27 protein-coding genes, 1 tRNA gene and 1 pseudogene are annotated in these 25,553 nt (G+C 64.3%); 11 read left to right on the top strand and 18 right to left on the bottom strand.

The genetic code is table 11. The features are described from left to right. Nucleotides 1–26: 26 nt before the first annotated feature. Entirely contained in the window at nt 27–503 is a 477-nt protein-coding gene (locus QWI33_RS14340) for a hypothetical protein (RefSeq protein WP_289957836.1), read from the bottom strand. Between the two features lie 423 nt (nt 504–926). Between QWI33_RS14340 and QWI33_RS14335 the strand changes: the two genes are divergently transcribed. From QWI33_RS14335 to QWI33_RS14325, 3 genes are read left to right on the top strand one after another with little or no spacing between them, the layout of a single operon-like run. Then, a complete protein-coding gene (locus QWI33_RS14335; RefSeq protein ID WP_289957834.1) occupies nt 927–1,388 on the top strand; it encodes a 4Fe-4S binding protein in 462 nt (153 codons plus the stop codon). Then, nucleotides 1,385–1,930, top strand: a complete 546-nt coding sequence (locus QWI33_RS14330) for an NADH-quinone oxidoreductase subunit J family protein (protein WP_289957833.1) — start codon at nt 1,385–1,387, stop codon at nt 1,928–1,930. Before QWI33_RS14335 ends, QWI33_RS14330 begins: the two co-directional genes overlap by 4 nt. 10 nt (nt 1,931–1,940) lie before the next feature. Then, a complete protein-coding gene (locus QWI33_RS14325; RefSeq protein WP_289957832.1) occupies nt 1,941–3,599 on the top strand; it encodes a DUF885 domain-containing protein in 1,659 nt (552 codons plus the stop codon). Nucleotides 3,600–3,695: 96 nt separating this feature from the next. On the opposite strand, the gene QWI33_RS14320 is transcribed toward QWI33_RS14325, so the two are convergent. Together QWI33_RS14320 and QWI33_RS14315 are read right to left on the bottom strand one after the other, a co-directional pair. Further along, complete coding sequence (locus QWI33_RS14320; protein WP_289957831.1) at nt 3,696–4,577, bottom strand: CHAD domain-containing protein; 882 nt, start codon at nt 4,575–4,577, stop codon at nt 3,696–3,698. A 135-nt stretch (nt 4,578–4,712) separates the two neighbouring features. Further along, nucleotides 4,713–5,843: a lytic polysaccharide monooxygenase gene (locus QWI33_RS14315; protein ID WP_289957830.1), complete on the bottom strand. Its 1,131-nt coding sequence runs from the start codon at nt 5,841–5,843 to the stop codon at nt 4,713–4,715. Nucleotides 5,844–6,032: 189 nt separating this feature from the next. On the opposite strand from QWI33_RS14315, the gene QWI33_RS14310 reads away from it, so the two are divergent. Further along, a complete protein-coding gene (locus QWI33_RS14310; protein WP_289957829.1) occupies nt 6,033–6,482 on the top strand; it encodes a peroxiredoxin in 450 nt (149 codons plus the stop codon). Between the two features lie 211 nt (nt 6,483–6,693). Here QWI33_RS14310 and rdgB read toward each other — a convergent pair whose 3' ends face one another. Both rdgB and rph read right to left on the bottom strand, forming a co-directional pair. Beyond that, nucleotides 6,694–7,278 (bottom strand): RdgB/HAM1 family non-canonical purine NTP pyrophosphatase, encoded by a 585-nt coding sequence (gene rdgB / locus QWI33_RS14305; RefSeq protein ID WP_289957828.1) that lies wholly within the window; start codon nt 7,276–7,278, stop codon nt 6,694–6,696. Then, the gene (rph, locus tag QWI33_RS14300; protein WP_270116194.1) at nt 7,275–8,003 is read right to left on the bottom strand and encodes a ribonuclease PH; all 729 of its coding nucleotides are present in this window, start codon (nt 8,001–8,003) and stop codon (nt 7,275–7,277) included. Before rph ends, rdgB begins: the two co-directional genes overlap by 4 nt. A 156-nt stretch (nt 8,004–8,159) precedes the next feature. Between rph and QWI33_RS14295 the strand changes: the two genes are divergently transcribed. Then, nucleotides 8,160–8,244: transfer RNA gene (locus tag QWI33_RS14295), tRNA-Leu, on the top strand. A 709-nt stretch (nt 8,245–8,953) separates the two neighbouring features. Here the strand turns inward: QWI33_RS14295 and QWI33_RS29390 are convergent. Then, nucleotides 8,954–9,875: pseudogene (locus tag QWI33_RS29390) on the bottom strand (recombinase family protein); the annotation flags it as partial. A 464-nt stretch (nt 9,876–10,339) separates the two neighbouring features. Between QWI33_RS29390 and QWI33_RS14280 the strand changes: the two are divergent. Then, nucleotides 10,340–11,176, top strand: coding sequence for a hypothetical protein (locus tag QWI33_RS14280; protein WP_289957825.1), 837 nt, complete (start codon nt 10,340–10,342; stop codon nt 11,174–11,176). 53 nt (nt 11,177–11,229) lie between these two features. Here QWI33_RS14280 and QWI33_RS14275 read toward each other — a convergent pair whose 3' ends face one another. The 9 genes from QWI33_RS14275 to QWI33_RS14235 all read right to left on the bottom strand — a co-directional run bounded on the left by QWI33_RS14275 (nt 11,230) and on the right by QWI33_RS14235 (nt 17,985). Beyond that, entirely contained in the window at nt 11,230–11,538 is a 309-nt protein-coding gene (locus QWI33_RS14275; protein ID WP_289957824.1) for a ribbon-helix-helix domain-containing protein, read from the bottom strand. Between the two features lie 89 nt (nt 11,539–11,627). After that, nucleotides 11,628–12,677 (bottom strand): DNA-methyltransferase, encoded by a 1,050-nt coding sequence (locus QWI33_RS14270; protein WP_289957822.1) that lies wholly within the window; start codon nt 12,675–12,677, stop codon nt 11,628–11,630. Further along, a complete protein-coding gene (locus QWI33_RS14265) occupies nt 12,674–13,624 on the bottom strand; it encodes a replication-relaxation family protein (RefSeq protein ID WP_289957821.1) in 951 nt (316 codons plus the stop codon). The genes QWI33_RS14270 and QWI33_RS14265 overlap by 4 nt, the downstream gene beginning before the upstream one ends. Then, nucleotides 13,621–15,810, bottom strand: a complete 2,190-nt coding sequence (locus tag QWI33_RS14260) for a type IV secretory system conjugative DNA transfer family protein (RefSeq protein WP_289957820.1) — start codon at nt 15,808–15,810, stop codon at nt 13,621–13,623. Before QWI33_RS14260 ends, QWI33_RS14265 begins: the two co-directional genes overlap by 4 nt. Before the next feature lie 504 nt (nt 15,811–16,314). Continuing rightward, nucleotides 16,315–16,530: a hypothetical protein gene (locus QWI33_RS14255; RefSeq protein WP_289957819.1), complete on the bottom strand. Its 216-nt coding sequence runs from the start codon at nt 16,528–16,530 to the stop codon at nt 16,315–16,317. A gap of 66 nt (nt 16,531–16,596) precedes the next feature. Continuing rightward, nucleotides 16,597–16,773: a hypothetical protein gene (locus QWI33_RS14250; RefSeq protein WP_289957818.1), complete on the bottom strand. Its 177-nt coding sequence runs from the start codon at nt 16,771–16,773 to the stop codon at nt 16,597–16,599. Nucleotides 16,774–16,852: 79 nt separating this feature from the next. Further along, the gene (locus QWI33_RS14245) at nt 16,853–17,101 is read right to left on the bottom strand and encodes a hypothetical protein (RefSeq protein ID WP_289957817.1); all 249 of its coding nucleotides are present in this window, start codon (nt 17,099–17,101) and stop codon (nt 16,853–16,855) included. Next, complete coding sequence (locus QWI33_RS14240) at nt 17,098–17,235, bottom strand: hypothetical protein (protein ID WP_289957816.1); 138 nt, start codon at nt 17,233–17,235, stop codon at nt 17,098–17,100. Before QWI33_RS14240 ends, QWI33_RS14245 begins: the two co-directional genes overlap by 4 nt. A gap of 354 nt (nt 17,236–17,589) precedes the next feature. Beyond that, nucleotides 17,590–17,985, bottom strand: coding sequence for a hypothetical protein (locus tag QWI33_RS14235; protein WP_289957815.1), 396 nt, complete (start codon nt 17,983–17,985; stop codon nt 17,590–17,592). 166 nt (nt 17,986–18,151) lie between these two features. Here QWI33_RS14235 and QWI33_RS14230 point away from each other — a divergent pair, with 166 nt between their 5' ends. Next, nucleotides 18,152–19,309, top strand: coding sequence for a hypothetical protein (locus QWI33_RS14230; RefSeq protein ID WP_289957813.1), 1,158 nt, complete (start codon nt 18,152–18,154; stop codon nt 19,307–19,309). Between the two features lie 187 nt (nt 19,310–19,496). Here QWI33_RS14230 and QWI33_RS29385 read toward each other — a convergent pair whose 3' ends face one another. Together QWI33_RS29385 and QWI33_RS14225 are read right to left on the bottom strand one after the other, a co-directional pair. Then, complete coding sequence (locus QWI33_RS29385; RefSeq protein ID WP_353895473.1) at nt 19,497–20,402, bottom strand: flavoprotein; 906 nt, start codon at nt 20,400–20,402, stop codon at nt 19,497–19,499. Then, nucleotides 20,399–21,787 (bottom strand): helix-turn-helix domain-containing protein, encoded by a 1,389-nt coding sequence (locus QWI33_RS14225; RefSeq protein ID WP_289957812.1) that lies wholly within the window; start codon nt 21,785–21,787, stop codon nt 20,399–20,401. Before QWI33_RS14225 ends, QWI33_RS29385 begins: the two co-directional genes overlap by 4 nt. 359 nt (nt 21,788–22,146) lie before the next feature. Here QWI33_RS14225 and QWI33_RS14220 point away from each other — a divergent pair, with 359 nt between their 5' ends. Together QWI33_RS14220 and QWI33_RS14215 are read left to right on the top strand one after the other, a co-directional pair. Next, nucleotides 22,147–22,470: a hypothetical protein gene (locus QWI33_RS14220; RefSeq protein ID WP_289957811.1), complete on the top strand. Its 324-nt coding sequence runs from the start codon at nt 22,147–22,149 to the stop codon at nt 22,468–22,470. Further along, a complete protein-coding gene (locus tag QWI33_RS14215; RefSeq protein WP_289957810.1) occupies nt 22,467–22,760 on the top strand; it encodes a hypothetical protein in 294 nt (97 codons plus the stop codon). Before QWI33_RS14220 ends, QWI33_RS14215 begins: the two co-directional genes overlap by 4 nt. Nucleotides 22,761–22,972: 212 nt before the next feature. Here the strand turns inward: QWI33_RS14215 and QWI33_RS14210 are convergent, their stop codons facing one another. After that, entirely contained in the window at nt 22,973–23,788 is an 816-nt protein-coding gene (locus QWI33_RS14210) for an ATP cone domain-containing protein (RefSeq protein ID WP_289957809.1), read from the bottom strand. Nucleotides 23,789–24,075: 287 nt separating this feature from the next. Here QWI33_RS14210 and QWI33_RS29380 point away from each other — a divergent pair, with 287 nt between their 5' ends. Then, on the top strand, nt 24,076–24,720 hold the full coding sequence (locus tag QWI33_RS29380; protein ID WP_353895480.1) for a 2OG-Fe(II) oxygenase: 645 nt from the start codon (nt 24,076–24,078) through the stop codon (nt 24,718–24,720). Nucleotides 24,721–24,771: 51 nt separating this feature from the next. Continuing rightward, nucleotides 24,772–25,521 carry an SDR family NAD(P)-dependent oxidoreductase gene (locus tag QWI33_RS14205; protein WP_289957808.1) on the top strand — a complete coding sequence of 250 codons (750 nt, stop codon included), beginning with the start codon at nt 24,772–24,774 and terminating at the stop codon, nt 25,519–25,521. The last annotated feature ends 32 nt before the right edge of the window (nt 25,522–25,553 follow it).

The raw sequence follows: 25,553 nt of genomic DNA, 5'->3' as shown, positions 1-25,553 counted from the left end.
CCTCGGGCGACGCGTCGCCCGCCGGTTCAGACGGCAGTGACATTGCTGCGGCGCTTGAGCACCCAGAGCCCCGCGGCGGCGATCAGCACCGCGGCGGCGCCCGTCCACAGGACCGCCGTGGCCGCATCGGAGGCCGTCGAGCCGCCGCCGGTGGCGGCGCCAGTCCCCGAAGTCACCGTGAACTTCGTCGAGGCGGTGTCGGAGCCGCAGGTCACCGTCACGGTGTACGTGCCGGGCTTCATCTTCTCCGTGACGGTGAAGCTGCCCTGCGCGTTGTTGTTGTTCTTCGGCAGTTTGAAGCTGGTGTCGGTGTTCTCGACATCGCCCGTCGCGTCCATGTCGCAGTTCGCGGCCAGCACGTCCACCCGGGTGCCGACGGCGCCCGCCGTCGGCGAGAGCGTGACGGTGATGGCCGCGTTCGCAGGAACGGCGCTGGTCAGCACGAGTGCGACGCTGAGGCTCAGCGCGGCGAGCATCCCTCGGATGGGCTGCGTCATTCGCATGGGCACGGTTCCTCCCGAACGGCGCCGGGTCGCGCCCGGCACGTGACGTGTCAATGGCTCACGGTAACGGCTCTTGTGGACGCAGCAGGCGGTTTCAAGGGAAAACCGGCACTACCGGACACGCCTGCGGAGTCGGGAATCGGACAAGCTGCTCCGCGAAGCGGACGGGCAACTCAGTCGCGAAGCGGACGAGCAACTCAGTCGCGAAGCGGACCGGCAACCCAGTCGCGAAGCGGAGGGACAACCCGGCTGCGAAGCGGACCGGCACCTCAGCGGAGCGGACCGGCAATGCCGCCGCGGAGAGGACCGGCGACCGAGCTGCGATGAAGACGGGCGGCCCAGCTGCGAAGCGGACGGGCAATTAAGCCGCGCTTCGCGGCTGCAGGTCTGGAATTAAGCGGCGGCGTCTGCCACGATGAGGGCATGAGGCTTCCCGGGAGCGGTCTGGTCAGCGGTCTCGCCGCGACCGCGCGCACCGCCGCGCGCCGCACGGTCACCAGCCAGTACCCCGAGAACGAACCGGTACTGCCCGAGCGCACCCGGGGCGTGATCGCCCTGCACGAACCGAACTGCACCTCCTGCATGCTGTGCGCCCGCGAATGCCCCGACTGGTGCATCTACATCGACTCGCACAAGGAGACCGTCGAGGTCGAAGGCGCCGCCCGGCCGCGGCAGGTGAACGTCCTCGACCGCTTCGACATCGACTTCTCGCTGTGCATGTACTGCGGGATCTGCGTCGACGTGTGCCCCTTCGACGCCCTCTTCTGGGCCCCCGACTTCGCCTACGCCGAAGGCGACATCCGCAACCTGCTCCACGACAAGGAGCACCTGGGGGAGTGGATGGGCACCGTCCCGGACGCCGCGAAGCCGGACGGTGTCGAGTGACGCTCGCCGACGTCCTGCTCCTGGCGTTCGGGCTCCTCGCGCTCGGTGCCGCGCTCGCCGTCGTGACCACGAAGCGGATCGTGCGGGCCGGACTGTGGCTCGCGGTCGCGTTCGCCGGGATCGCGGGGGCCGCGCTCGTGCTCACCGCCGAGTTCCTCGCGTGGGTGCTCGTCCTCGTCTACGTCGGCGCGATCGTGGTGCTGCTGCTCTTCGCGACCATGCTCACCAGGGCCCCGACCGATCCGGCCGACGACCTCGACCGGGCGAGGCTGCCCGGCGCGCTCATCGCCGGCGGGGTCGGGCTCGGCCTCGCGGCCGTCGTCACCGGCGCCTTCGGCTGGACCAGGGCCGGGACCGCCGACCGCGAGAGCGGCGGGGCCGCCGTCATGGGCGAAGCGGTCTTCGCCGACTGGGTGCTGCCGTTCGAAGTGCTGTCGCTCCTGCTGCTCGCGGCCCTGGTCGGAGCGGTCGTCGTCTCGACCCGGAGCAGCGGCGCCACCGAGCAACAATCACGTAACGAAGGTTTACTAGCCGCGCGGTAAGCTGGCGGCCATGACCTCACCGATATTCGCACTGGCCGACGAGTACATCACCGCGTTCGCCCGGCTGCACCCCATGTTCGCCGGGTCGGCCGGCATCAAGGGCGACTTCGGCGTCGCCACCGATTTCGGCCCCGAGGCCGTCGCCGAGCGGGCCGAGCTCGACCGCGACACGCTCGCGAAGCTCAACGCGCTCACCTCGACCGGCCCCGCCGACGACCTCGCCCGCCTCCACATGGCCGAGCGCCTCGACGTGAGCGTCGCCCAGCACGAGGCCGGCGAATGGCGCCGCGCCCTGCGCGTGCCCTACGGCATGCTCCAGAGCCTGGTGAGCTATGTGGACCTGACGCCGCGCCGCACCGAGAACGACTGGCGGCTCAACGCCTCGCGGATGCGCGCCATCCCCCAGATGCTCACGACCTGGCGTCAGACCCTCGAGGCCGGGATCGCGGCGGGCCAGACCGTCGCACTCCTCCAGGTCACCGAAGGCGCGAAGCAGGCCCGCCGCAACGCCGAGTCGCGCACCTTCGACAAGCACCTCGCCGCGTACGGCGACGGCCCCCAGGCCCGCGACCTGCGCGAGGCCGCCGAAGCCGCCTACCAGGCGTTCAACGGCATCGCCGACTTCCTGGAGCGCACCTACGCCCCGCACGCCGCCGCGAGCGACGGCGTGGGCGAGGAGCGGTACCTCCTCGCGGCCCGCTCCACCCTCGGCGCGGTCCTCGACCCCCGCGAGGCCTACGACTGGGCCTGGGACGAACTGCACCGCATCGAGGACGAGATGATCGCCGAGGCCGCGGGCATCGCCGCCGCGCACCGGCTCTCCGGCGCCGGGCTCGACGAGGTCATCGCCCACCTCGACGCCACCCAGGCCGTCGACACCCACGAGGCGTACCTGGCCTGGCTCACCGAGAAGCACCAGAGCGCCCTCGAAGCGCTCAACGGCGTCCACTTCGACATCGACCCGCGCCTGATGAACCTCGACGTTCAGATCGTGCACGGCTCCTCCGCCGGCTCGGCCTACTACACCGGCCCCAGCGAGGACCTCTCCCGGCCGGGCCGCACCTGGTGGCCCGTCGCCGAACGCGAGACGTTCCGCACCTGGGGCGAGCTGACCACGGTCTTCCACGAGGGCGTGCCCGGCCACCACCTCCAGATCGGCCAGACCAAGGTCACCGGCGACGGCCTCTCCCGCTTCGCGAAGGTCTTCGGCTCCGTCTCCGGCCACGCCGAGGGCTGGGCCCTGTACGCCGAGCGGCTCTCCGACGAGCTCGGCTGGTTCGCCGACACCGGCACCCGCCTCGGGATGCTCAAGGGCTCGGCCCTGCGGGCCGCCCGCGTCGTGATCGACATCGGCTGGCACCTCGACCTGCCGCTGCCCGCCGCCGAGGCCAAGCTCCACGGCGAGCGCTGGAACTTCGACGTCGCGCTCGACGTGCTCAAGACCCGCGGCCGCATCGCCGAGCACCGCGCCTACCCGGAGATCGTCCGCTACGCGGGCTGGCCCGGCCAGGCCATCTGCTACAAGCTCGGCGAACGCGCCTGGGTCGACGCCCGCGCCGAGGCCCAGGCCGCCGCCGGAGCGGCCTTCGACCTGAAGGCCTGGCACACCAGGGCCCTCAACCTCGGCCCGATCGGCCTCGACAACCTCGCCTCGGTGCTGCGCGGGTAGTCGGTATCCACGCATGAGCAACGGGCCCGAGGCGAAAGCCTCGGGCCCGTTCCGGTGCGCGACTTCGTCACGCTCACAAGACCACTGTTCTTTGCTCTAGGACCAGCGCTCGGCCATCTCCGATGCGGCCCGGTCGATCTCCTCGCCCAGCTGGCGCAGGTGCTCCTTCTCGAGCTCGGCGAGGCTCGCGGTGAGGCGGTCGGCCCGGTCCGCGCCCGGCAGCCGCAGCAGCCAGTTGCGGGCGATCACGGCCTGGCGGTACCGGTCGAGCAGGCGCTCGAGGTCCGCCATCGGCGCCACGACGTCCATGGCGACCTGCCCGAGCGCGGGCGCGGCGGCTTCGGCGAGGTAGTGCGCCTCCCGCGCCGCGATGCGCGTCTCGTCCCGCGCGAGCACGAGGTCGGTGGCGTGGCTGAGCCGCCCGTAGGTGTCGAGCAGGTGCGTCCTGGCCTGCGACAGGACGCCCATGAGCGAGGACGCGGGCTTGTCGCCGTCCCGGCTGAGCCGGGCGTGCTCGGTGAAGAGCCGCACCTGGCTGAGCAGGACCGCGACCCAGGTCTGGGAGGCGATCCCCTCGGTCTGGCGGTAGGACTCGCGCATCTCGTATTCAAGGGCCGCATACCATTTCGGGTGCTCAGAGGCCTCGAGCGCGAGCTGGTCGAAGCGGTCGGAGAAGTGGACGCGGAGCTTCTCGAGGTCCTCGGTGTGCTTGAGCGCTTCGAGCAGGTGGTCGAGTTCCTGGCTGCGCGGCGGCGTCTCGGTGAACAGGTGCGCGTACCCGCGGATCACGGTGCGCAGCTGGTGGATGGTGACGCGGACGGTCCCGGCGGAGCCGGGCGCCTGGCGCTCGAAGGCCGCGATGGCGCGGTTGAGCGCGTCGACGTGATCGGAGATGTAGGTCTGGACGACGACGCCGGCGCGTGTCGACGCCGTCATCGGCTGCGGGCCGGCTTTTGCCGGCGCTGCGGGTGCTGACATGGCTCCTCCCCCCGGAAGACCTGCTGGTTCAAGTATTCCAGGAGGCCTCCGGAGGGAGGAGTCGAAGCGGCGATTATGTCGACGAACGTTCAGGTTCCAGCCCTGCGCGCGTCGCCTTCACGAATCACCGCGTTGTCACGCGGGCATGCACTCCATGGCCGGCATCGTCGACAGGTTGCCGCTGACATTGAAGCCGAAGCTCGCCGTCCCGCCCGATGCGATGGTCGCGTTCCAGCCGGACGGTCCGGCCATCTGCATATCGCCCATCGTGGTGATCGTGGTGTTCCACGAGTCCCGGATGGTGACGCCGGAGTTCGGCGCCCACAGCCAGTGGATCATCCAGTCGCTCATGGTCGAGGCGCTGGTGTTCTTGACGGTGATGTTGACCGTCGCGCCGCCGCTCCACGAGTAGATGGAGGCGGTGGCGGTGCAGGCGCCCGTCGGGCCGCCGGTCGGTCCGCCCGTGGGGGTCTCGGTCTCGGTCGGCGGGTCGACGACGCCGCCGTCGTTGCCCGGCAGGTTCGCGCCCGGGCGGATGCCGGTGACCTCGCCGTTGCCGCCGTCGAAGACGACGTCGGAGCAGGCGTAGAAGTTCTCGGTCGAGTCCGAGCGCACCCAGTGCGTGAAGACCACGTGGTAACCGGACTTCTGCGGCAGCTTCAGGTTCGCGTAGTAGTAGTGGTCGTCGCTCCCGGGCCCGCCGTTGGAGGCCGGGTTCGTGAAGGTCTGGAACTTCTCGAGGTCGTCCCAGGCGAGCGGCTGGTTCGGGTCCCACCCGTCCTTGGTGATGTAGAGGTCGAACTTGCCGGGGTGGTGGGCCCAGTTGTTGTAGCGCCACTCGACGTTCGCGCCGGCGGTCACGTGGGTCTTCGGCCAGTTGCCCGGCTCGTTGAACGCCGAGAAGTCGTACGGGCCGCGGCCCCCGCCGTCGCAGATCTGCCCGTCGGGGATGTAGCCGACGGTCTTGCCCGCGCCGTTGGAGTCGAGGTTCCCGAACCAGTTGTAGAACGGGGTGGACCCGCCCTGGTCGAGGGCGGCCTGGCAGGCTTCGTTGTAGGGGTCGAGCTGGCCGCCCCCGCTGAGGCCGTCGAAGTAGCAGAAGTACTGGCGCGAGCCCGGGAAGACCGTGGCGCCGTGGGCTTCGGCCTCGTCTCTGCTGAAGAGCCCCGTGATGGTCATGGCCGTTACTGCGGCCAGGACCATTGACATGACGGCGGCGATTCTGCGGCGTCTGCCGCCGAGCGCCGACGTGGCGGTGGTGGACATGGAATTACTCCTCTGCCGGACATGGAGCGCTCCCAACCTGGCCCTCGAAGAGCCAGCGCGATCTTGTGGACTGCTGCTGACGATATCGTGATATTCGAGTGTATCTATATCACTTGGTGGAACGCAACGGTATCCGGCCGCCCGGCAAGGAACGATTCGATTCGCGGACGCGCGGATACACTCGGCTCCATGGACACCGGAGACACCGCCCCCGCATTCACCCTCGACGACGAGACGGGGACGCCCCGCAGCCTCGACGAGCTCCTCGAGAACGGCCCCGTCGTGCTCTTCTTCTACCCGCAGGCGATGACACCGGGCTGCACCGCCGAGGCCTGCCACTTCCGCGACCTCGCCGCCGACTTCGAGGCTGCCGGCGCCACCCCGGTCGGCATCTCCAACGACACGGTCGACCGCCAGGCCGCGTTCGCCGCCAAGCACTCCTTCGGCTACCCGCTCCTGTCCGACCCGGAGGGGAAGATCGCCGAGGCCTTCGACGTGCGCCGCAAGCTCGGCATCATCGCCACCAAGCGCAAGACCTTCGTCATCGGCGAGGGCCGCGTCATCCTCGGTGCGTTCAAGAGCGAGCTGAACATGAACGCCCACGCGGACAAAGCCCTCGAGCTGCTGAAGAACCGGTAAGCGAAGAGGCGGCCCTAGGGCCGCCTCAATCGCAACGCTCAGGTGTTGCGGTGCTTCAGTTTTAGGTCGCAAGCTCCCAGCCGTGGCTCAGATGCCAGTCGCAGGCTCGCGAGCCTCAGATTCCGTTCACAAGTTCTCGGCAGAGCCTCAGACTCCGGTCGCAAGCTCCCGGCAGAGCCTCAGATTCCGCTCGCAAGCTCGCGGCAGAGCCTCAGATTCCGCTCGCAAGCTCCCGGAATGCCTTCCCCCGGTGGGAGATCGCGTTCTTCTCCGCCGCGGTGAGCTCGGCGCTGGTGCGGTCGAAGCCGTCGGGGGTGAAGAGCGGGTCGTAGCCGAAGCCGTTGGCGCCCTTCGGTTCACGTCCCACGGTCCCGTGCATTTCGCCGTGGACCACGAGCTCGCGCCCGTCGGGCCAGACGATCGCGGCGGCGCACACGAACTTCGCGCCGCGCAGGCCGTCAGGGACGTCCGCGAGCTGGTCGAGCAGCAGCGCGTTGTTCGCCGCGTCGTCCTTGGCGCTGCCGGCCCAGCGGGCCGAGAGCACGCCGGGCATCCCGTTGAGGGCGTCAACGGCGAGACCGGAGTCGTCGGCGATCGTCGCGAGCCCGGTGTGCTTGACACCGTCATGGGCCTTGAGCAGCGCGTTCCCTGCGAACGTCAGCTCGGTCTCGGGGGTCTCGGGGTAGTCGGCGACGGCGTTCAGGCCGACGAGCTCGATGTGCGGAGCGGCCTCGGCGAGGATCTCCCGCAGCTCGTCGATCTTCCCGGCGTTGCGGGTGGCGAGCAGGACCCTCATGGCGAGAGCAGGGTCCGGGCCTGGAGGCCGGCGAGTTCCTTGCAGCCCTTGAGGGCCAGGTCCAGCAGCGAGTCGAGCTCGGCGCGGTTGAACACCGCCTCCTCGCCCGTGCCCTGGACCTCGACGAAGTCGCCTTCGCCGGTGCAGACCACGTTCATGTCGACCGAAGCGGCGACGTCCTCCTCGTAAGGAAGGTCGAGCACCGGCACGCCGTTGACCACGCCGACGCTGATCGCCGCGACCGAGGTCGTCAGGATCTTGTCGGGCTTGCGGGCGATCTTCTGCTCCTTGAGCCAGTCCACGGCGTCGTGCAGGGCCACGTAGGCCCCGGTGATCGCGGCTGTGCGGGTCCCGCCGTCCGCCTGCAGCACATCGCAGTCGAGCGTGATCGTGTTCTCGCCGAGGGCTTTGAAGTCGATGCAGGCGCGCAGGGAACGGCCGATGAGACGCGAGATCTCATGGGTCCGGCCGCCGATCTTCCCGCGGATCGACTCGCGGTCGGAGCGCGAGTGCGTGGACCGCGGGAGCATCGAGTACTCGGCGGTCACCCAGCCCTCGCCGGACCCGCGGCGCCAGCGCGGGACGCCGGGCGTCACCGTCGCGGTGCAGAGCACCCGGGTGCGGCCGAATTCAACGAGCACCGAGCCCTCGGGGTGGTCGGTCCAGGAGCGGGTGAACTTCACGGGGCGCAGCTCATCGGCGGCGCGCTTGTCAGGTCGAGTCATCCCCACCAGACTACGGGACCCCTGACGCGTGTGAAACACTAGTTGCTGCCCATCGCCGGACCACCCGGCACGGCACCCGGCGCATCGGCGACGATGCCGCCGGCCACTGCTGGCGCGAGTGGCGACTGATCCTTCCGATCCGCCGCGCCGCGCTGCGCGCGAGTGGCGGAACTGGCAGACGCGCAGGATTTAGGTTCCTGTGTCCTAGGACGTGGGGGTTCGAGTCCCCCCTCGCGCACCAGAGTAATCATGTTTGAACCCAGCCGGACGTACGAAACGTCCGGCTGGTTCTTTTTTGTCCGTTTTTCGCATGTGAACATGTGTGAGAGCGAGGCCCGTGCCTCGTCCCCATGATCCGTAGCTGGCGGCAGCTCGGCTGTCGCCTCGCCGCGAATGGAAGTGGCCGGCTCAGCGCTCGCAAGGTCCTCCAACAGCTCCGGATCAAGGAGCGTAGCGAACGGCTCGGTCATCTCGAAGCGGTCCACGGCGCCGTCTTCGCCGATGTAGAGCTTTTTGAACAGCCCTTGATTAATCAATCTCCGGATGCGTGGGTTGGCTGCGAGGTACTGGTTGGCGCAGTCCTTCGCCATCTCCAGGGCGAGATCCAGCGTGTCCTCCAGGTTCGTGACGTTTCTCGTTGCGTCCGTGATCGCCTGCCGTGCCTCGTCAATGTCCCGCGTGAGCCGGGCCATCTCGCCCTTCATGAGGTCGAGCGGTACCGCACCGGCGTAGTGAGCCTGGATCAGCTTGGCGCGTTGTTCTTCGGCGTCCTTGAGCCGCTTCTCGGCTCGGCGCTTGTTCTGGGCAACCTCTTCGCGCTCGCTTTCGAGCTCCTTCATGACGCCTGCGCGGATCATCTCGGCCCGGTCGGCTGGCAGCCGCAACGAGCGGTAGAAGTCCTCGATGGCGGGCTCGATTTTGTCCAGTCGTACGTATTTGCGGGTGCAGGGCTGGCGCTTGGTCAGGTGCGACAGGCAGACGTAGTACACGTAGACGCCACCGGACTTGCCGGTGTTCTCGGAGTAGATGAGGCGTGCGCCGCACTCACCGCAGAAGATCGTGCCCTTGAGGTAGTGCGGGTGCTTGCGCTCCTTCTCCCCGGTGAGGCGATGGGCTGAAAGCACGTCTTGGACGCGCAGCCACGTCTCGCTGCTCACTAGTGGCTCGTGCTTGCCTTCGTGGTAGATACCTCGATAGGGGACGACCCCCATGTAGTAGGGGTTGCGCAGCATGTGGTGGACGCCGTTGATGGTGAGTGGCTTCGCGGTGCGCTTGCGGGTGGCGCGAGTCCGCAGCCCTTGGGCGTTGAGCGCGTCGACCAGTTGCCGGATGGCCCAGTCGCCAAGGGCATACTGCTCGAACGCCCAGCGCACCAGCGGCCCGCGCTCGGGGTCAACGATGATCGTGCGGATGTCCGCCCCGTCCCGAAACTCGCGGTGGTTGAGGTACCCGATCGGCGCTCGGTACGGCGTGCCTCCGGCTTTAGCCTTGCCGTCCATACCCTTGAGGACTTCCACGGCGAGGTTGTCCGAGTGGTACTGCGCCACGTCGGCCATCATGTTGTAAAGCAGTCGCCCTGCAGGCGTCTCGTCCACCGGCTCAGACACCGAGATGAGCTTGGCCCCCGCCCGAGCAATCGCGGCGTTTATCTCCACGTCGTCCGCTCGGTTGCGAGCGAGCTGGTCGATCTTGTGCACGACGACGTTCGATTCGGCGAGACTTCAACTCGCGCAACATCTTCTGGAGGAGCGGGCGGTTGGCGGACTTGGCTGACTCACCAGCGTCCACGTACTCCTCGACCAGGATGCCACCGAGCTGTCGCACCTTGAGCAGGCATGCCTCACGCTGCGCCGGGATCGAGTAGCCCTCCATCTCGCCCCCGACGCGGGCCTGTTCCTCGGTGCTCACCCGCAGGTAGATGACGATTCGGAGCACGTGGTCAAGCGACGGCGGCTCCTCACCTTGTAGCTCGCGAACCAGTGAACCGAGGCCGCCGGAGGGGTCGTTGAGCTGTTCGATAAGCAGCTCGCGCTTGCCCTGGTATCGAGCGGTTCTGGTGTTCCGAATGCGGGTGCTCTCCGCGATTCCGGTGAGATCAAGATCCATTCCTTGATCCGTGTACGACGATTCTTCTTTCATGCCGATTCTCCTTTCTCTCACGAGAACGCGTCTATCCGCGTCTCAGTCCAGGCAGGGTACACCTGGGAAAACGTCCCCGCCAGACACGATTTTGTTCATATAAATACATTCCCATGTATTTATTATTTCAGCCTTTTCGACTCTTGGGAGCTGTGGATTTGACAGCTTTCAATCGAGTCGTGGGCTATAGTTCCGCCATGAGCAACTCACCCATCATGTCGAACGTGACGTATCGGTCCCTAGTTCTAATTTCGGCACTAAATGACGTAGGTCACGAGCCCCATCCGCTCGCAATCGACGGCTACTCTTCCACTCCGATGCCATCAGACGAGAAATACGAGTCCTCAATCGAGAGAATGCAGAGACTCATGATGTACCGTCGTGAGCCGGAGCAAGTCGTCGACTTCTTCTTGAATTCTGGTTGGGTCGCGCATGGTGATAATGGATTGATAATTACTGATCTTGGTCGCCACGTTCTACAAGCCCATCGGATGCTCACTGGCATCTCGGATGAGGCCACGCAAGTTTGCGAAGTTCTCAACTCCTCAGAAGATGAGAGTGGCCTCCCTGTCACCCAGCTAACTCGATTCACAAGCGAAGCTGGAGCGGGCCTACTTGTCGACCCCTATTTTCTTCCAGACATGCTTCCGTGGCTTCTTCGGAGCACCAAAATTACAAGAGTCCTGGTCAAGGAACCGAAGCACCCGCCGAAGAAGAAGGCGGGACCGATCCAACTGCTTGCTTCCGCATTGCATGATCTTCAGGCTGAGGTGAAGGACCGATTGGAAGTGAGGTATTCCACGAGCACTAACCTGCATGACCGTTGCATAATCAGCGAGGATAAAACAGTCTCCCTTCTAGGGACTTCGCTTACGGGTATTCATAGTCATCTCACCGTGATCTACCCTCTACCTTCATCTTTGCAGCGGTCGTACGTCGCTACGATCGAGAAATTCTGGAAGGAAGCTACTTTGATCCAGCCTCAATCGCTTCGGAGCGAATCGAACACAGTCGAAGCGCCGTCCGGGAAATGAGGGTGAAGAGGGGCTAGCACGCCACTCTTCACCCCTGACCTGAGCAGAAAGTTCTAGCTCTGGTTGCTCTTGCGACGAGGCGTCGTCTTCGCCTCTGCGCTCGCCGGAGTCTCAGACCCGAACAGCGCCTGGATGGCGTCGCGCCGGGCCGCCGCCTCGCGCTCGATCTCCTCGAGCGCAGCAGCGGCACGAGCGGCGAAGTCGCCTTCGGCACGCTTGCGGGCTACGTACTCCTCGACCGCGCGCCGCAGGGCATCGGCGAGGGACAGCCCGTCCAGCTGGGCCACCAGCGTGAACTGCGCGTGCAGTTCATCCGGCAGCTTGATGCCTAGCGTCTTGATGCCCGAACTCTTGGGCTCCATAACGCTCCTCCTCGGTGTGGTGCGGCTGGCCATCTCCCTGTAGAGATGACGATTCTCAGCCGCAGGCCCCCGACGAGCCCCTGAACACCTCACGGGTCGCAGCCCTCCCGCTCGGTAGCTGAGCGATGCTCGGCCCGCCACTCCGCCAAGCGCTGTCGAGCCAGCGCGACGTACACCGGGTTAAGCTCACAGCCGATCCAGTCCCGCCCGTGCATCTCCGCAGCCAGCGCCACCGTCCCCGAGCCCATGAACGGATCGAGCACCACGCCCGGCACCGTCTCCGCATCGCACGTGCAACCTGGGCGAAGTTCGCCGAGCTGTGGCGGCTGCCGGTCGCGATCCACCTTGGCTCGCAGCCAGGGTGTGCCGCATTCCGCGCACACCTTCTCGGGGCACGTTGCGAGTAGCGGCGTCTCCACCAGTCCCAGCGGGAAGGTGGCGAAGTGCTCGCCTCGATAGGCCGCAGTGGACAGTTGCCAGACGTCGCCGGGGTTCTTGCCCAAGGGATGCGACACCTTGCCCGCGCCCTTCATGCGGTTGAGCCCGCGGTTGTCATCGACGCCGCCACCCTCCGGCAGCGCCTCCTCGGGCAAGTAGCGGTAACCCTCGACGTCGGTCCGGCGGCCGGCCCGAGAACGAGGTGGAACTCGAACAGCGTCGAGGTCGAAGAAGTAGTGCCGTGATCGCACCAGGAGGAACAGCACCTCGTATCCGCAGCTGAAGCGGTCAGCCACGCTCGATGGAATGGGGTTGGTCTTGGCCCAGATGATCTGGTTGCGCATGATCCAGCCGTCCTCGGCCAGCACCAGAGCCAAGCGCTGCGGCCCAAGCAGCAGGCCCTTCGGGGGTGCACCTTGCCGGACGTGGTTGCTGTAGCCGTCGCCGACGTTCAACCACAGGGCGCCGCCCGGTTTGAGAACGCGGGCGAGTCGGCGGCAGATATCCACGAGTGCGCGTACCCAGCCGTCCACGTCGCTCTCCAAGCCGATCTGCTCCGGGTGGCCGTAGTCGCGAAGAGCGAAGTAGGGCGGGCTGGTGATCGCGCAGTCCACACTGTTCGCGGGCAGATCGGCCAACCGTTCGCGTGCGTCACCGAGGAGGATGCGCCTCAGCGGGAGATGGTCGGGGCCGAGGTTCATTGTTCGCCTCCTTCGGCGCTAAGCAGATGGATGGTTTCGCTGAGCAGAGCGACGCGGAACAGCGCTTGGGTTTCATGCGGTAGTCGCCGGATTACCTCGGAGAGCTGGTCGGCGCGTCGTGTGGCCTCGGCCAGCCACAGCACCACTGGGAAGACATCGTGTGCCTGCTGCTCGATGCCGCTGCGCCAGTAAGCGATGTAGGACTGGCACTTCTTGGTGAGCGTCGGAGTGCTCTCGGTGCCCATGTCGACCTCGATGAAGACCGACAGTTCAACGGCTCGCACGCCAAGACGGAGCGCTGCATCAGGTTTGAGGGTCACGACGCCACCGGCAGCCCCCGGGAACCGACGCCAACATGTCGGTTCAGGCTGGAACTCCAGAAGGTCCACACGACCGTCTCGATCCGCCTCGACCAGCTGGACAAACAACTCCGAGACGGCCAGCACGTGCCGCTGGTGGGGCGGACTGGTCTCCCATACCCGTCGCCGCTTCTTGCCGGTCGGGCCATCAACCTCCAGCACAGCTTGCCCGTAGCCGGACAGCCCGTAGATGAACCCTGCCGATCCAGCTCGCACGCCGCCGACGCGTTGGCCAAGACGCACCACGACGTTGAGCTCGCTCAACCGCTGAAGCAAAGCCCGTGTCCGCCGCGCCTGCGTCGCCCTCGACCCGCCCGCTACGTGAAGTCGCGCGATCTGAGCACCAGTAAGGAGTCGCAACTTGTGAAGCGAACGCAGGACTGCGAAGTCTCGTTCGCTGAGTTTCTGTCGCAGCCGCTCCACCCGGCCGCGCGCGGGACGAGTCGTCGGAGAGTGCTCACCAGACGGCTCAAGAGTCGTTGTGTCCTGTGAGCTGATTTCGCACGTCGGGGCCACCCCTTGCTCAGCGCGATCGGCAGTCCGACCGGTAGCCCCAGTTTCACCCCTGTAGGTAGGCCAATCGGTCATGCCGACCTCCTTGGCTTCGTCCCGATGGGACCGACAGGCGGCAGGTCACCGCCTTCCCAACGTTCAAGTTGCGCGCGGTCCAGCTCGGCACCGTCGACACCGTAGCGCGACTCGCTCTCGTGCTGGACTTCATCCGGGTCGCTCACCCACGGGGGGAGCGGCTGGGTCTTCACCGAGAATGGCGCGGTGGGGTGACGATCAAGAAGAAGCTGTGCACACGCCTCGAAGGCACGCAGGCGCAAGAGGTCGTCGCCCGTGAGGTCACCACCGAGCGACGCGGCTAGCGCCTTGGCGTCCTCAGCTGCGGGTCGGAAGGTCACGCGTGATCGGGCGTTAGCGAGGACTGCGGCCCTCGGATTCAGACTGAGCTGGTTCAGATGCTGATGCGCCAGCGTCCATCCGACCCCCAGCCCTCGGGACTGCGCGAGCGCGTCCCCGAAGTCGAGGCCGCCAGAGAGTCGCAGGTAATCCTGGAACTCGTCAACGACCATCATCACCTCATGCCGCTTCTCCTGCGGTACAGCCGCGCGCCGCTGCGCCGCCGACCAAACTTGGCTCAGCAGCAGCGCACCCAGCAAGTTCGCCGCAGGCGATCCGAGGAGTCCACGGTTAAGGTTCACCAACACGATCCGACGCTTGGTGAACAACTCTTCCAGGTCGAACTTCGGTGCAGTCTGGCCGAGCATTCGGCGGGTGGTCTCGCGGCTCGTGAGTGCTCGCAACTTGTTCAGCAGCGGCGCGATCACCTGGGCGCGTTCACCTTCCGAGAGTCCGTCGAACCAGGCGAAGAACGGGCCGAGAGTGAGCGGGTCACCAACTTCTGCGAGTGCCCGTCGCCGGAACGCTGGGTTGGTCAGCAGCATGGGCACGTCGCAGATGGTGCCGTCTTTGAGTCGGCTCACCGCGACCAGCGCATGCAGCGCCACGTCGGTGGTGCGCGGCCCGAAGTTCGGCCCGTGCATCTCCGCAAGCAGATGGACGATCTGATCCGCCCGTCGCTCTGCACCTGAGTGATCCCCACCAAGCACGTTGATCCCCACGCTGCGCTCGCCCGCAGGGTCGATTACTACGACGTCTTTACGGCGATGCTCAGGAATCCGCGCGAGCAAGTCACGCACCAGATCGCCACGAGGCTCAACCACGAGCACCGAGCGCCCAGCTTCGATGTCGGCTAGAGAAAGCCCACACAGGAGTGTGGACTTGCCCGAACCTGTCGGCCCGATGACGTGCAGATGATGCAGGCTCGTCGCAGGCGGTACGACCACCAGCCGGCCCCGCTGCCCAGGGTGCAGACTCTCGCCGAGCGTCCGGTGGTGAGTGGCCTTCCGATCGTCTTCGTTTGTCAGGAGCTTGTTCGGCACCTCCGAGATGTGCCCGCCGATCACTGGCAGCGTCTCCGGCAGCCTGTCCTGAACCGGCCAGCCCAGAAGCGCCGCCAGCTCGGCAGCGTTGAGAACGCAGGACCAGCTGACCACCGGCGAGACCGCATGGTGCTGCCGCAGCGCCCTGGCCGCGGTCGGCCGGCTGAAAGTGAGCGCGGCATGTTGGCTGTTCGCCAGTTTGAGTGCACTACCGATACGCCCGATGATCGCTCGCGCTCGCTGAGGGTTTCGAGCCATCGCCCCGATCCGTCCTTGAGCAGCGAACAGGGCTTCCGAAGATTTCTGCTGCCACGAGCGTTGGGCTCGGGCGTCCGACGTCGAAGGAGCCCGCAGTCCCAACGACTCCGCCAGGTTCAGCGGCCCCGATGGTTGGGTGCGGCCCTGGGACGGACCGAGCACCCATTGCAGGCAGGCCGTCTCATCCCCGGTGAGTTGGGCGAGAACCTCGGTCAACTGCGCGCTGGTGCCTCCGGCCGTATCCAGTCGAAGCGGAGCGGCCAGACTTGAAAGCCGGACGTCCGCAGCAAGCGAGAGCGGCCGACGAATCTCCGGCGAAACCGGAGCCATGCCAAGACGTGGCAGGTGGGCATGGAAGGTTTCGGCTACATGCCCAAGTACACGGGCATCTACCCCAAGCCGCCAGCCGAGGCGTTCACCTTCGCCCCAGAGTTCCAGGACGACCGGCGGCGTTGTGTGAAGCCACCCGACGCGCGGCCGATGGGCGAGCGGACGAAGGAGGGTCGTCACGGTCTCGAGATCGAGATCCCGCGGCGGGGTGAGGTCGAACCAGCGCAGCTCACTCATTGCGCGGCTCCCGGGTCCTCGGGCTCGGAGCGCGGTCGAACGCTCTCCTCCCCGGGCGGCAGCTCCTGGTGATGCTGCGCTTGGATCTCGATGCGTGCCAGCTCCAAACAGGCGCGGGCCAGCTTCCTGATCTCTGGTCGTTCCCGTTCCTCCCCTGTGACGTGTACTGGTCCCGTTGATTCTTTGCTCATAGGCGACCTCCTCTCCTTGTGACGTTGTTGATGACGCTTCGGGAAAAGCCAGTCGCTCGAGAGTCTTTGGGGCACCACGAACACACCCCACATGAAGGCTCAGGGGTGCATCGGCGAGACCCGGGAACGACCAGCAGACGTGACGCGAGGGGCGATCTCTGCGCTGGTGATGCCGGACGAATTCCGTCCCGAGCGCCCAGGCCCTCGCTACATTTCTTATTGTGAGCCTTGACAACTCGGCGGTAAAGGGACTTGGCAGCTTTCACAACACCGATCGGCAGGCTCCTACCACAGTATTGTCCACAACGGAAACTCAGCTGAACCACCGCCGGAATATCAGCAGGTAGACGATGCCAACCGCCAGCAGCGCGATCAACACCGGCACCAGCGGGCGCAGGATCTCCCATACCATGCGGGCCGCGAACGCTACTGCAACCACCACGAGCACCCACCCAAGGACGCGGCCGGCGGGCGGCACCTTCGGCCTCTCGCTCATCCCGGCATCACCACGGGGCTGCACCTGATGCATTTCACCTCGTATACTTCCTTCCACGAGAAGTGGGCACGTACGCGGCGCGCACCTGCCCACTGGTTCCTAGTCCTTCTCTTCTGCGGCGGACGCCCGACGACGCCGCTTCGGCCCGCTGAAGGCCTCGTTCAACTCGTGGTCGCGGTGAAGCTCGCTCCCGAGCTCCTGCATCTGCGCTTCACGTTCGCTGCGCTCGTGGTCCTCGCGCTTGCCGACGATCTGCTTCCGAGTACGCCTCGGCACATGACTCCTCCTAAGTGAGTGTGGTTGAGCTTGGTGACCGGCCGCCCCAGATCGAGGCGGCCGGAGATGGAAGGACGAGTTACGTGATGTCCCCGAACTTGTCCCGCTGCGCCTTGATGGCCTCGTCCCGCATCAGGTTTCGCGCCCGCCAGAACGCGAGGTGAACCCGCTGCGATTGCTCTAGCGCCTGCCACCGTTCCTCGAGGACGGCTTCACGAGCACCAAGCTCGCGCTCCCTCTCCTCGTGCCAGTACTGGTGCAGGATCCATCCGTCTACGACACCGCCGAGAATGAGGATGAGGACCAGCACCACGATGAAGGTGGTCACGGGTGACCGACCTCGTTCGCGACGGCGATGGCGAAGGCATCGACGATGGCCTTGTACCGGGCTTCGCCCAGCGGCGCGGCCTGGATGTACAGGGCCTCTTCGTTGCTCAGCGCCGCCGTGCTGGCGAGCGCCACATGGGCGACGAGAGCGCGGCCATCGACGCGGGCAGCCCGCACGACGGCGGCGCCCTGCTCACGGTCTACTTCACGCGCGACCTCCCTCTTGAGGCGGGAGGTCTGCCCGTCTCCGCGTAGCGACGCAAGGGCGTCACCGAGGCGTGGACTCAGCTCTGACATTTCTTGCTCCTCTCGTTTGAGTGCGTGATTCCTTTATCCACGCCTCTTTAAGGAGCGTCAAAAATGTCCCTGGTATGTCCCTGTACCACCTGCAAAGACAGTCGTAGGACAGGTGGAGGACAGCAAATCGACGGTCCGAGGACAAGAGAAAGCCCGCTCGATGAGCGGGCAGGCTGGCCTGTGGCTTGTGAACTAGTGATTCGGTGCGGTCGTCTTGCTTTGTGAGTCGTACGTGATCCGCTCGAACCAATACGGCTCAAGGATTCGATGATCGAAACCATCCTCGCCGAAGACGGAATCCACGGTTCGGGGAATGATGCGGCCCTGTCCGGCGACGTAGTACAAGAGCTCGGGGTCCCCAGCCCACGCCTCGGTGATTGCGATGATGGTCTCCAGGAACATCTCCCGGCTGCCGCAGCAGATGCGCAGACCCTCGCCCTCAGTCAGCCATGCGGCGATGTAGTCGGCGAGACATAGGTCGCCGGTGATCCTGGCGTCGAGAGAGCCGTCCTCGTTGAGCCCAAGACCGTCGAATCCGACGACGAAGTCTTGAAACGACTGGGCTGCGGCTTCACCTAGATTTCTCACTGCGGCCTCCTTTGACGTAGAAGGCCAGCCTGTACTTACTTATGCCTGATTAGGGTATTTATGTCAAGGTGACCGTTATCTGAATTGGCACGAGGTTGCTCTAGCCAGGAGGACCGTCCGTGAGGTATTGATTACCTCAGGCACGTACTCAAAGGAGCTTCGGGGGATGTCTGTAGACGGACAAGCCGCAGACCGTGAACCAACCGCTGTCGACAACCTGCGCGGTCTCGCAGCTGTCGGCGTCACTCCAACTTCGCTACACGGGTGTCAGGCGCTCGCCAAGGTCATTCTGGATGAGCTTGGCGTGTCTGCGATCGTGGTACCGGAGCATGGCCTGACGGGTTGGCAGGCAACGCTTGTCAGGGAGGTGCTCACCCAGGTGATTGGTGAGCAACAAGAGACGGCGTTCAACCGGCGCGCCGACATACGTAAGTCGCGCCAGAGCTTGGACGACTGCTTCAAGGTTGCGGCAGCCGGTGAGCTACTGGGGATCTCAGACGAAGATCGCTTCATCCAATTGAGGACGCACCTTGAAATGCAGAACGCCACATGGCGATGGTCAGAGCTGATCGAGAAGGACGACAACCAGGGCGAACGCAACCATCGACGACTGCGAGCGTCACTGTGGCTGGCGGCAGCCTCGGCGAAAACTGGGGAGCGTCGCGAGGACGAGTGTGTCCTTGCGCTGTTGTCTGCGGTCAAGGTCTACGTGGCACGCCCTGAAGTCCGGGAGACGCTGAGCTCAAGGTATGCGCGCCACTGGGAAGCCCAACCTGCACCGGTCCAGCCGCCGCCTCCCGAAGTACCGACCCCGATGCCCCCGCCGGCTGCGTCACCTTCGAACTTGGCGCGGTCGTCTGGTTGGCCGAAAAATCGAGTCGTCATTACCGCCTTGATCTTGGCCCTCGCGGTGGGACTCTCCGCATTCGCGGGCAAGTTGCTGGCGGACAGCGCTAGCTCAGACACCGGTTCTGAGACTCCCGGCGAAGGGGATGACTCAGCGGTCGTGCCAGCTTCGACCCAGTACGAGGTCGCCTACACCTACGGCGTAGGAGCGATCACCAACGCCGGACCTTCACGGGATGCCGTGCCGGGTGAAGCGCTGCCGGAGGGTGAGGACCTCAACATCGTTTGCCAGGAGCGCAACGGAGAGGTCATGACCGCAGAGGAGTTCGCAGATGGTGAGGTGTCACCTCGGTACGACGAGGACTGGCCAGTCTGGAACAAGCTCGATAATGGCTACTGGATTCCAGACATCTTCGTGAACACCCCGAAGGTGCCGGGTGATGATCCGCCAGAAAGGATCGCACTCTGCGAGGATTAGCTTCGGCCTACTGTCGAACACCCCAGGGGTAATGAAATGAATCGCCCAATTTCTCGGAGCGTCATGGTAGTGGAATTGCCTTTACGAAGACGAGTAGGTGGAGATATCCAGGAGATTTTCACCTTGGCGTCAGGCCATTCGTCGGGATCCCAACTTATTGAAACTCGGACGCTTGCTCCGGGCTCGATCAGAGCAACAACAGGAATTTTTCCAGCACGAGCGAGAGGATGACCTTTTTGCTCTTCGGTTGCCTTCGCCTCGCAATTGATTCCTGTGAGTGAAACTTGAAACGCCCTCCCGTCGCCAACGTTGTTGAGTCTTCCGAGGATTGTCGGCTTCTCTCCGCGTCGGATACTTTCCTCGTCAGCCGAGACAGCCTCCCCATGGATGATCCAGTCGGGTTCGGGCCGCTCCCTCCTACGAAGCCAGAGCACCCATGACGTCGAGATCGCGGTGGCGATAGTGGCTGCAGCGGTCGTCGCAGTCCAAAAGAGCATCCAGAACTGAGTTGGGTCCTCCATGTGCTTGTCCTCCGTGGCTGCAGGTATGGGGTTTCTGACAAGTGCGTGCGTTCTAACGAACCGATCCGCTCAAGGGCTGCTTGCCATGGAAAGCTCGTGATCTGCTCTCCACCTTGCTTCGGCTCATGCGGCTCGATCCCAAGTACCGCAACACCTTCGTCGTTCAGCGCAGTCACGGCACGTTGATACGGCGCCCTCCCGGCGAGTGCCGAGTTCACGAACGGCACCACCACCATGGGCACACCGAGTCCAATGCACTCCGAAGCGATGTCCAGCGCGTAGGTGTCCGCAATCCCGGCCCCCAACTTGCAGATCGTGTTAGCCGACGCGGGAGCTATCACCACTGCATCAGCTGGAGGTCGCCCCCGGCGCGGCGTACCTGGCCGGCGGTGCTCCGAAATCACCAGGTTGCCTGAAGCCTCCTCGAGCGCCTGGACGTCCACGAACCCGCGCCCCGCGGGCGTCGTGATCACGTGGCAGTCCCAGCCCTTAGCCTTCGCGGCCGCGATGAACTCACCTGCGTGCGGCGCGGGACCAGCGCCGCAGACGATCAGGTAGACGACCCTGCTCATACGGTCGCCAACTTCTTGGCGAACTCACGGGCGTGAGAGCGAATCGAGGGAGGTGCCGCGCCCTCGATCGTTGTCAGCAATTCAGACACACCCTTTCGTACGCGGACCTCCTGCGGGGCAGTGGCTTCGGCGTAGTACAGCGTGTCCATGGCTCGCTCATACCGACCCCACAAGGCGAACGCTCGCGCTACGTCGATTGCCAGGCTCACTTGGCGCTCCACCAAGTTGATCGAGGTCATGTCGATGTCCCGAGCGATCTCGATTGCCCGGCCAGCGTCGCCAAGGGCAATGGCAATACGGACACGGTGCAGGGAGACGTTCACCCGGTTGAATCCCGTGCCGCGCAGGTTGTCCGCGTCATCAAGCTGCGCGCTCGCGACGTCGGCAGCGTCGAGCAGTTCCGAAGACTTCGCTCGCCTGCCGGCGTCCGCGGCGGCCACGGCTCCTCGTAGGAGCAGCGCGCCTTGGACAGAGAGGTTCACCGGAGTTCGAGCCTCGGATTCAAGCAGGCTCGCTTGCTTGGCCGCGAAGTCGGCCGCGACGTCGGCATATCCGGTGCGCAGCAATACGTGGGTGACCGCTCGGGCGCTCGAGGCCACCGCGATCGGGTCGCCCAAGAGGTTCGCCGATGTCATGGAGCGGTCGGCGGCCAGGGTCGCTAGGGTCTGCTCGGAGTGCTTCAACATGACGCCCGCGACGACTTGATACGCGTTGGCCCGCAGGGCCGCCAAGCGATCTGCGTCCGTCGTTTCGCCCTCCGCCAGGTGCAGTTGTTGCACGAGACCCGGCAGCCGTTCGAGCACCTCGCGGTACTTGCAGGCCTGATACTCCCGCTTGGCGAGAGCAAATCCGCCTTCGAGCGCATCCAGAGTTGCGAGGTCACCGGAGTAGGTCGGTGCCGTGTCGAGCACGACGGCGATCAAGTTTGCGAGACCCGGCATGCGGGTGGTCCCCGTGGCGAGCAGCGCAGCCCACGCGCCGGTACTCGCCAAGAACTCTCTGCGGTTCACCTCGGGCTCCTCGGTCATGGACTGGTCAGCTTGCCCCAGCATGCCTCGCAGCCCAGCATGTTTGCCAAGAAGCGGGCCCGCGTTTAGCGGGTTGTCCAGTTCGGCAGTGGCCTTGTCTCTTTGGCCTTCCACGAGCGGCATGGCTCGAACGAAGAAGCCGTCCGAGTGGAGCACCTCATCAAGCTTCTTGGCGATGTCCAACTGGAGCGAGCGCTGACCGAGTTCGAGCTTGCTGATGAGCGAGGTCGACACGGTCGCCCGAGCTGCTAGCTCAGGCTGATCCAACTCGGCCGCAGTCCGGCGGTGGCGGAGCTCGGCACCGACCCAATGGTCGACGCTCCTCCACGGCTCCAGGGTCTTGAGCGGCTTGGGCACGTCGCCTCCTCGACCGGTCGAATTGGACAAGCGGTCCGGACCGGTCTTGTCCCATTGAGATTCTTGATCGTGATCTTGCCGTGTCCCACACTACAGATACGGCCGCCGTCCCGAAAGCCCACTGACGTGGGAAAACGGGCCGATCCGGCCGTGTCTCGCCGCCCGCGCGGCGGGACGGTCGTCTGGACGTCTCAACTGATCCGGCCGTTGTTCGGTCCGATCGACCCAGCGAGTGGACCGGGTAGCGCCGAGACGCCTAGGGCGACTGTTCACAACTTCATACGGGCCGCTGCCCGGATGTGTGAGAGCGACTGGTCAGCGGCCCGCCATTGCAGCGACACCAGAAGGGCGAACCTCTGATGCCAAATACCAGCCTACGAGTAGTTCCACCAACCGAGCAAGATCAACGCGAGCTGCCCGAGGTCCTGGGCGAGTGGACCACCGAGGGCGGCACCACCTTGTCCCTCGTCGGCAAGGCCAGCGGACAGTACGCCTCCATCTGGATGCAGCGCGACGGTGGCATGCCGCGGAAGATCGGACGGGTCGAACATGCCGGAGGTGTCCTCCGCTCGACCCGATGGGAAGAGCTGTGGCGCCAGCAGACGGCCGGCTGGAAGGAAATCCAGCGCAGCAAGGCTGCGGCTATCCTCGCGGACTGGCATGCAGCACGGTCAGACGCATGACGGTCACCGTCGTCCAGTTCGAGATTCCCATCAGCCAGCAGCCTGAGCGGAAACTTCCGTTCTCGGTGGAGCTGGACGAGACAAACGCGGTGGTGCGCTACCGCGCGAAGCTGTGGGCGAGCGAAGCCGACACCGTGCTCTGGATGATCCACGAACGGGGGCGAATCCGAGAGGTTCGCTGGGTTGAGTACTGGCAACGGATGTGGGCTCCGAATATCCGCATCCAGCTGATCGGGAGGGTTCAGCAGCTGTTGATCAAGCAGCTACAAGAGCCGCACCCCGATCCCTGATCTTTCTTCGCGGGCGAACGCCGAGACTCCTCCGGCCGTCGCTCAACCTCTGAGGCGGAGTTCTGGCGCTGCGGTGGGGCAGCCCTCCGACCTTGGATAGTTCGCCGCGCCTCTGAGTGCTGGCGAGAATGCCCGGTCGCATGGGTGGATGCGGCCGGGCATCCGCCTGCTCTCGGCAGCTGTGTTAGAGACACAGAAACCGTGGAGTCTTCTTAATCCTCGACTAGAGGATGGATGTCTAGCCAAAAGTCGTTTAGTGACCTGTATCTCTTGACGGCCGATGCGTAGCGGAGATATGCCAGCTCATTGTGCTGCAAAAGTTCTTTGAGAGCCTCAGCGGCAATCTGGCCCGTGGTCACGAGTACTTGGTTCTTCAGCTCATCCTGTACCACAAACGCTACCCGGCTACCGAGGCTGCGTAGGTCGGCCTCGGTGCCACAACCCTCGGCCGCCCTGACAATGCTTCGAGCGAGCTTATCCGGTTCGAACTTCTCTCTCGTGTCACCCCGCTTTATCACGATCGCGGGTATGCGGTCCGGCTTCGAGACCGTCGGGTTGCCGCGCTCTTCTTGTAGCCAAGTCGCGAGGTCTCGCAGTCGTCTGAACAACTTGTGTTCACTGGAGGGCCCAAGCAGTGCCAGAGCGTAACGCATGCCCACAATGTCCGCGAGCTCACTTTGGTGAAGTTGCTGCAGCACCAGGTCCCCGATGCGGCTGCTTCGAACTGGTACGTTCGGTGCGTCAGGCTGGAGAAGCTCAACAACCCGATTCACATGCTCGTCGATCTCCCCCGAGGAGAGCAAACCTTCAGGATCAGCTCGAGCGATGGACTTGCGGAGTCTCTCCCGAGCAAACGGCTGCGTTGTGCCGTCGCGATAACGCACCTGAATATAGTCAGCAGTGATTCGCTCGGAAGTAGTGAACTTTTGCCCGCATTTGAGACAAATTCGGGCACGAATCACCTCAGCTTTACTCTTCCTTGTTTCCTTCACTCGCGTTTGCGGGCTTCCGCAGTGCGCACAGGTCATGCCACGATCCTAGGGTGCGCCCGAGACGGTGGGTGAGCGAGCGGCGGGGCTATATCAAGATCAACTTAAGCTTTCTCCTAATTAGCCCGCAGATATGGATTCCTGCGCGCCCTACAGACTATCAAGACGATCCGACGCTACATCTGGCCACAAGACACCTTGCGAGAGTGCGGAATTAGTCGGCATACTAACCTGCATTTCGCAAGCTTAGCCGGGAGCCAGATTTGCCCCTCGAAGAGAACTTCACAGACGGAGCCCGCTCGACCTACAGCCCCGTAACCGACCAAATGTTCGTATGGCACACAATCGACGTACGCCCACTCTTGCCCCCCGGATGGGATGCTGAGCTCGTGCAGATTGCCAGGCGTAGCGCGACTTTTAATGAGATCATCCCCGAGTCGGTAACTTCTCGCGAGGACGAACAAACTACGAATCTTGTGCTGGCGACTGTCGATGGCATAAAACTCCAGGAGGAAGCCCCCTGGCTTCTGGCGCTTTATGAATCAGCGTTTCGAGAGCTCGCATGCCGAGTCGCGGGGTCGAGGGTGCACACTGCCTCTGACACACGAATAAAGGTGAATCTGAATCTCCAGGTCGGCACGGAGATGCGATACGAGGCGCACGTAGATTCGAATCCTCTGCAAGGTCTTCTCTACGTCACTGACCACCCCCCGGGGGCGGGTGGCGAGCTTGTCGTAGCCCAGTGTTATGATGCCAGCGGAATCACCCAAATCGAGGAGAATTCGGCACAAATTTACCCGAAGGCTGGATACTTGGTGCTTTTTGATGCACGTAAGCACGCCCACTATGTGAGGTCTCTGCGGTCCTCTGATGCTGTGCGGGTAGTCGCCGCAATGAACTTTTATACACCAGACTCTCCTGAATCTTCTCGACCCACGGATCTTACAAAGCATCTTTTCGGGGACGATTGAATCACGCTCATAATTCCATTACACTGGTTTTATGAATAGGAAAGGAATATCATGAGGAATATCGTTGTATTCGGCGCAGGAAGGCCCGGCTATGGCCAGGCAACTGCTCTTCGGCTTCAGCAAGATGGATACTCGATACAGGGAACATTCGATAACGACTACGCCGACGAAGGGAACGAATTCGCCGCCCAGAATCCGTCGATGAACCTCATCGAGCTTGATCATTCAGACCTCGGTGCCGTCGAAGAATATCTTGCTTCAATCAAGGGACCTCTTGCGGGCCTTGTAGTCGCTGAGTTCTATTTTGCAATGGAGGACCCTAACAACTTCGATCTCGCCCAGTGGAACCGTAGCCTGGCAGTCAATCTCACTCTTCCGAAACTGGCTTTCCACGGCCTGATCGAAAAGTTTGATACCGCGTCATCCACTGTCTTCGTCACGAGCACCGAAGGCTTCATAGGATCGTTCGGCGCACATGCATACGCATCAACTAAGGCGGCAACGCACAACTTGGTCAAATCATTGGCTAACATCGCGGGTGCCAAGCAAGTCCGAGTTAACGCGGTTGCTGCTGGTTGGATCGGTGGAGTGATGGACACCGATGAAGTATTCAACATGTCACGCCGCATCACTCCTCTTGCAAGACTTGGAGAAGCAAAAGAAATTGCGGGGGTTGTTTCCTTCCTCCTCGGCGGCGACTCAAGTTTCGTTAACGGATCGACCGTGACTGCCGACGGCGGGTACTCCGGCGTAGATACGATCTCGAAGTATGAATTCGACCATGAATTCGAGCAGGACTAGCTTTTCCTCGTAGACCTATTGGCCCGTACCCC

It is taken from the genome of Glycomyces tritici (assembly GCF_030403505.1).
The sequence above is the reverse complement of the archived record's forward strand: the minus strand, read 5'-3'. Positions and strand labels throughout refer to the sequence as shown.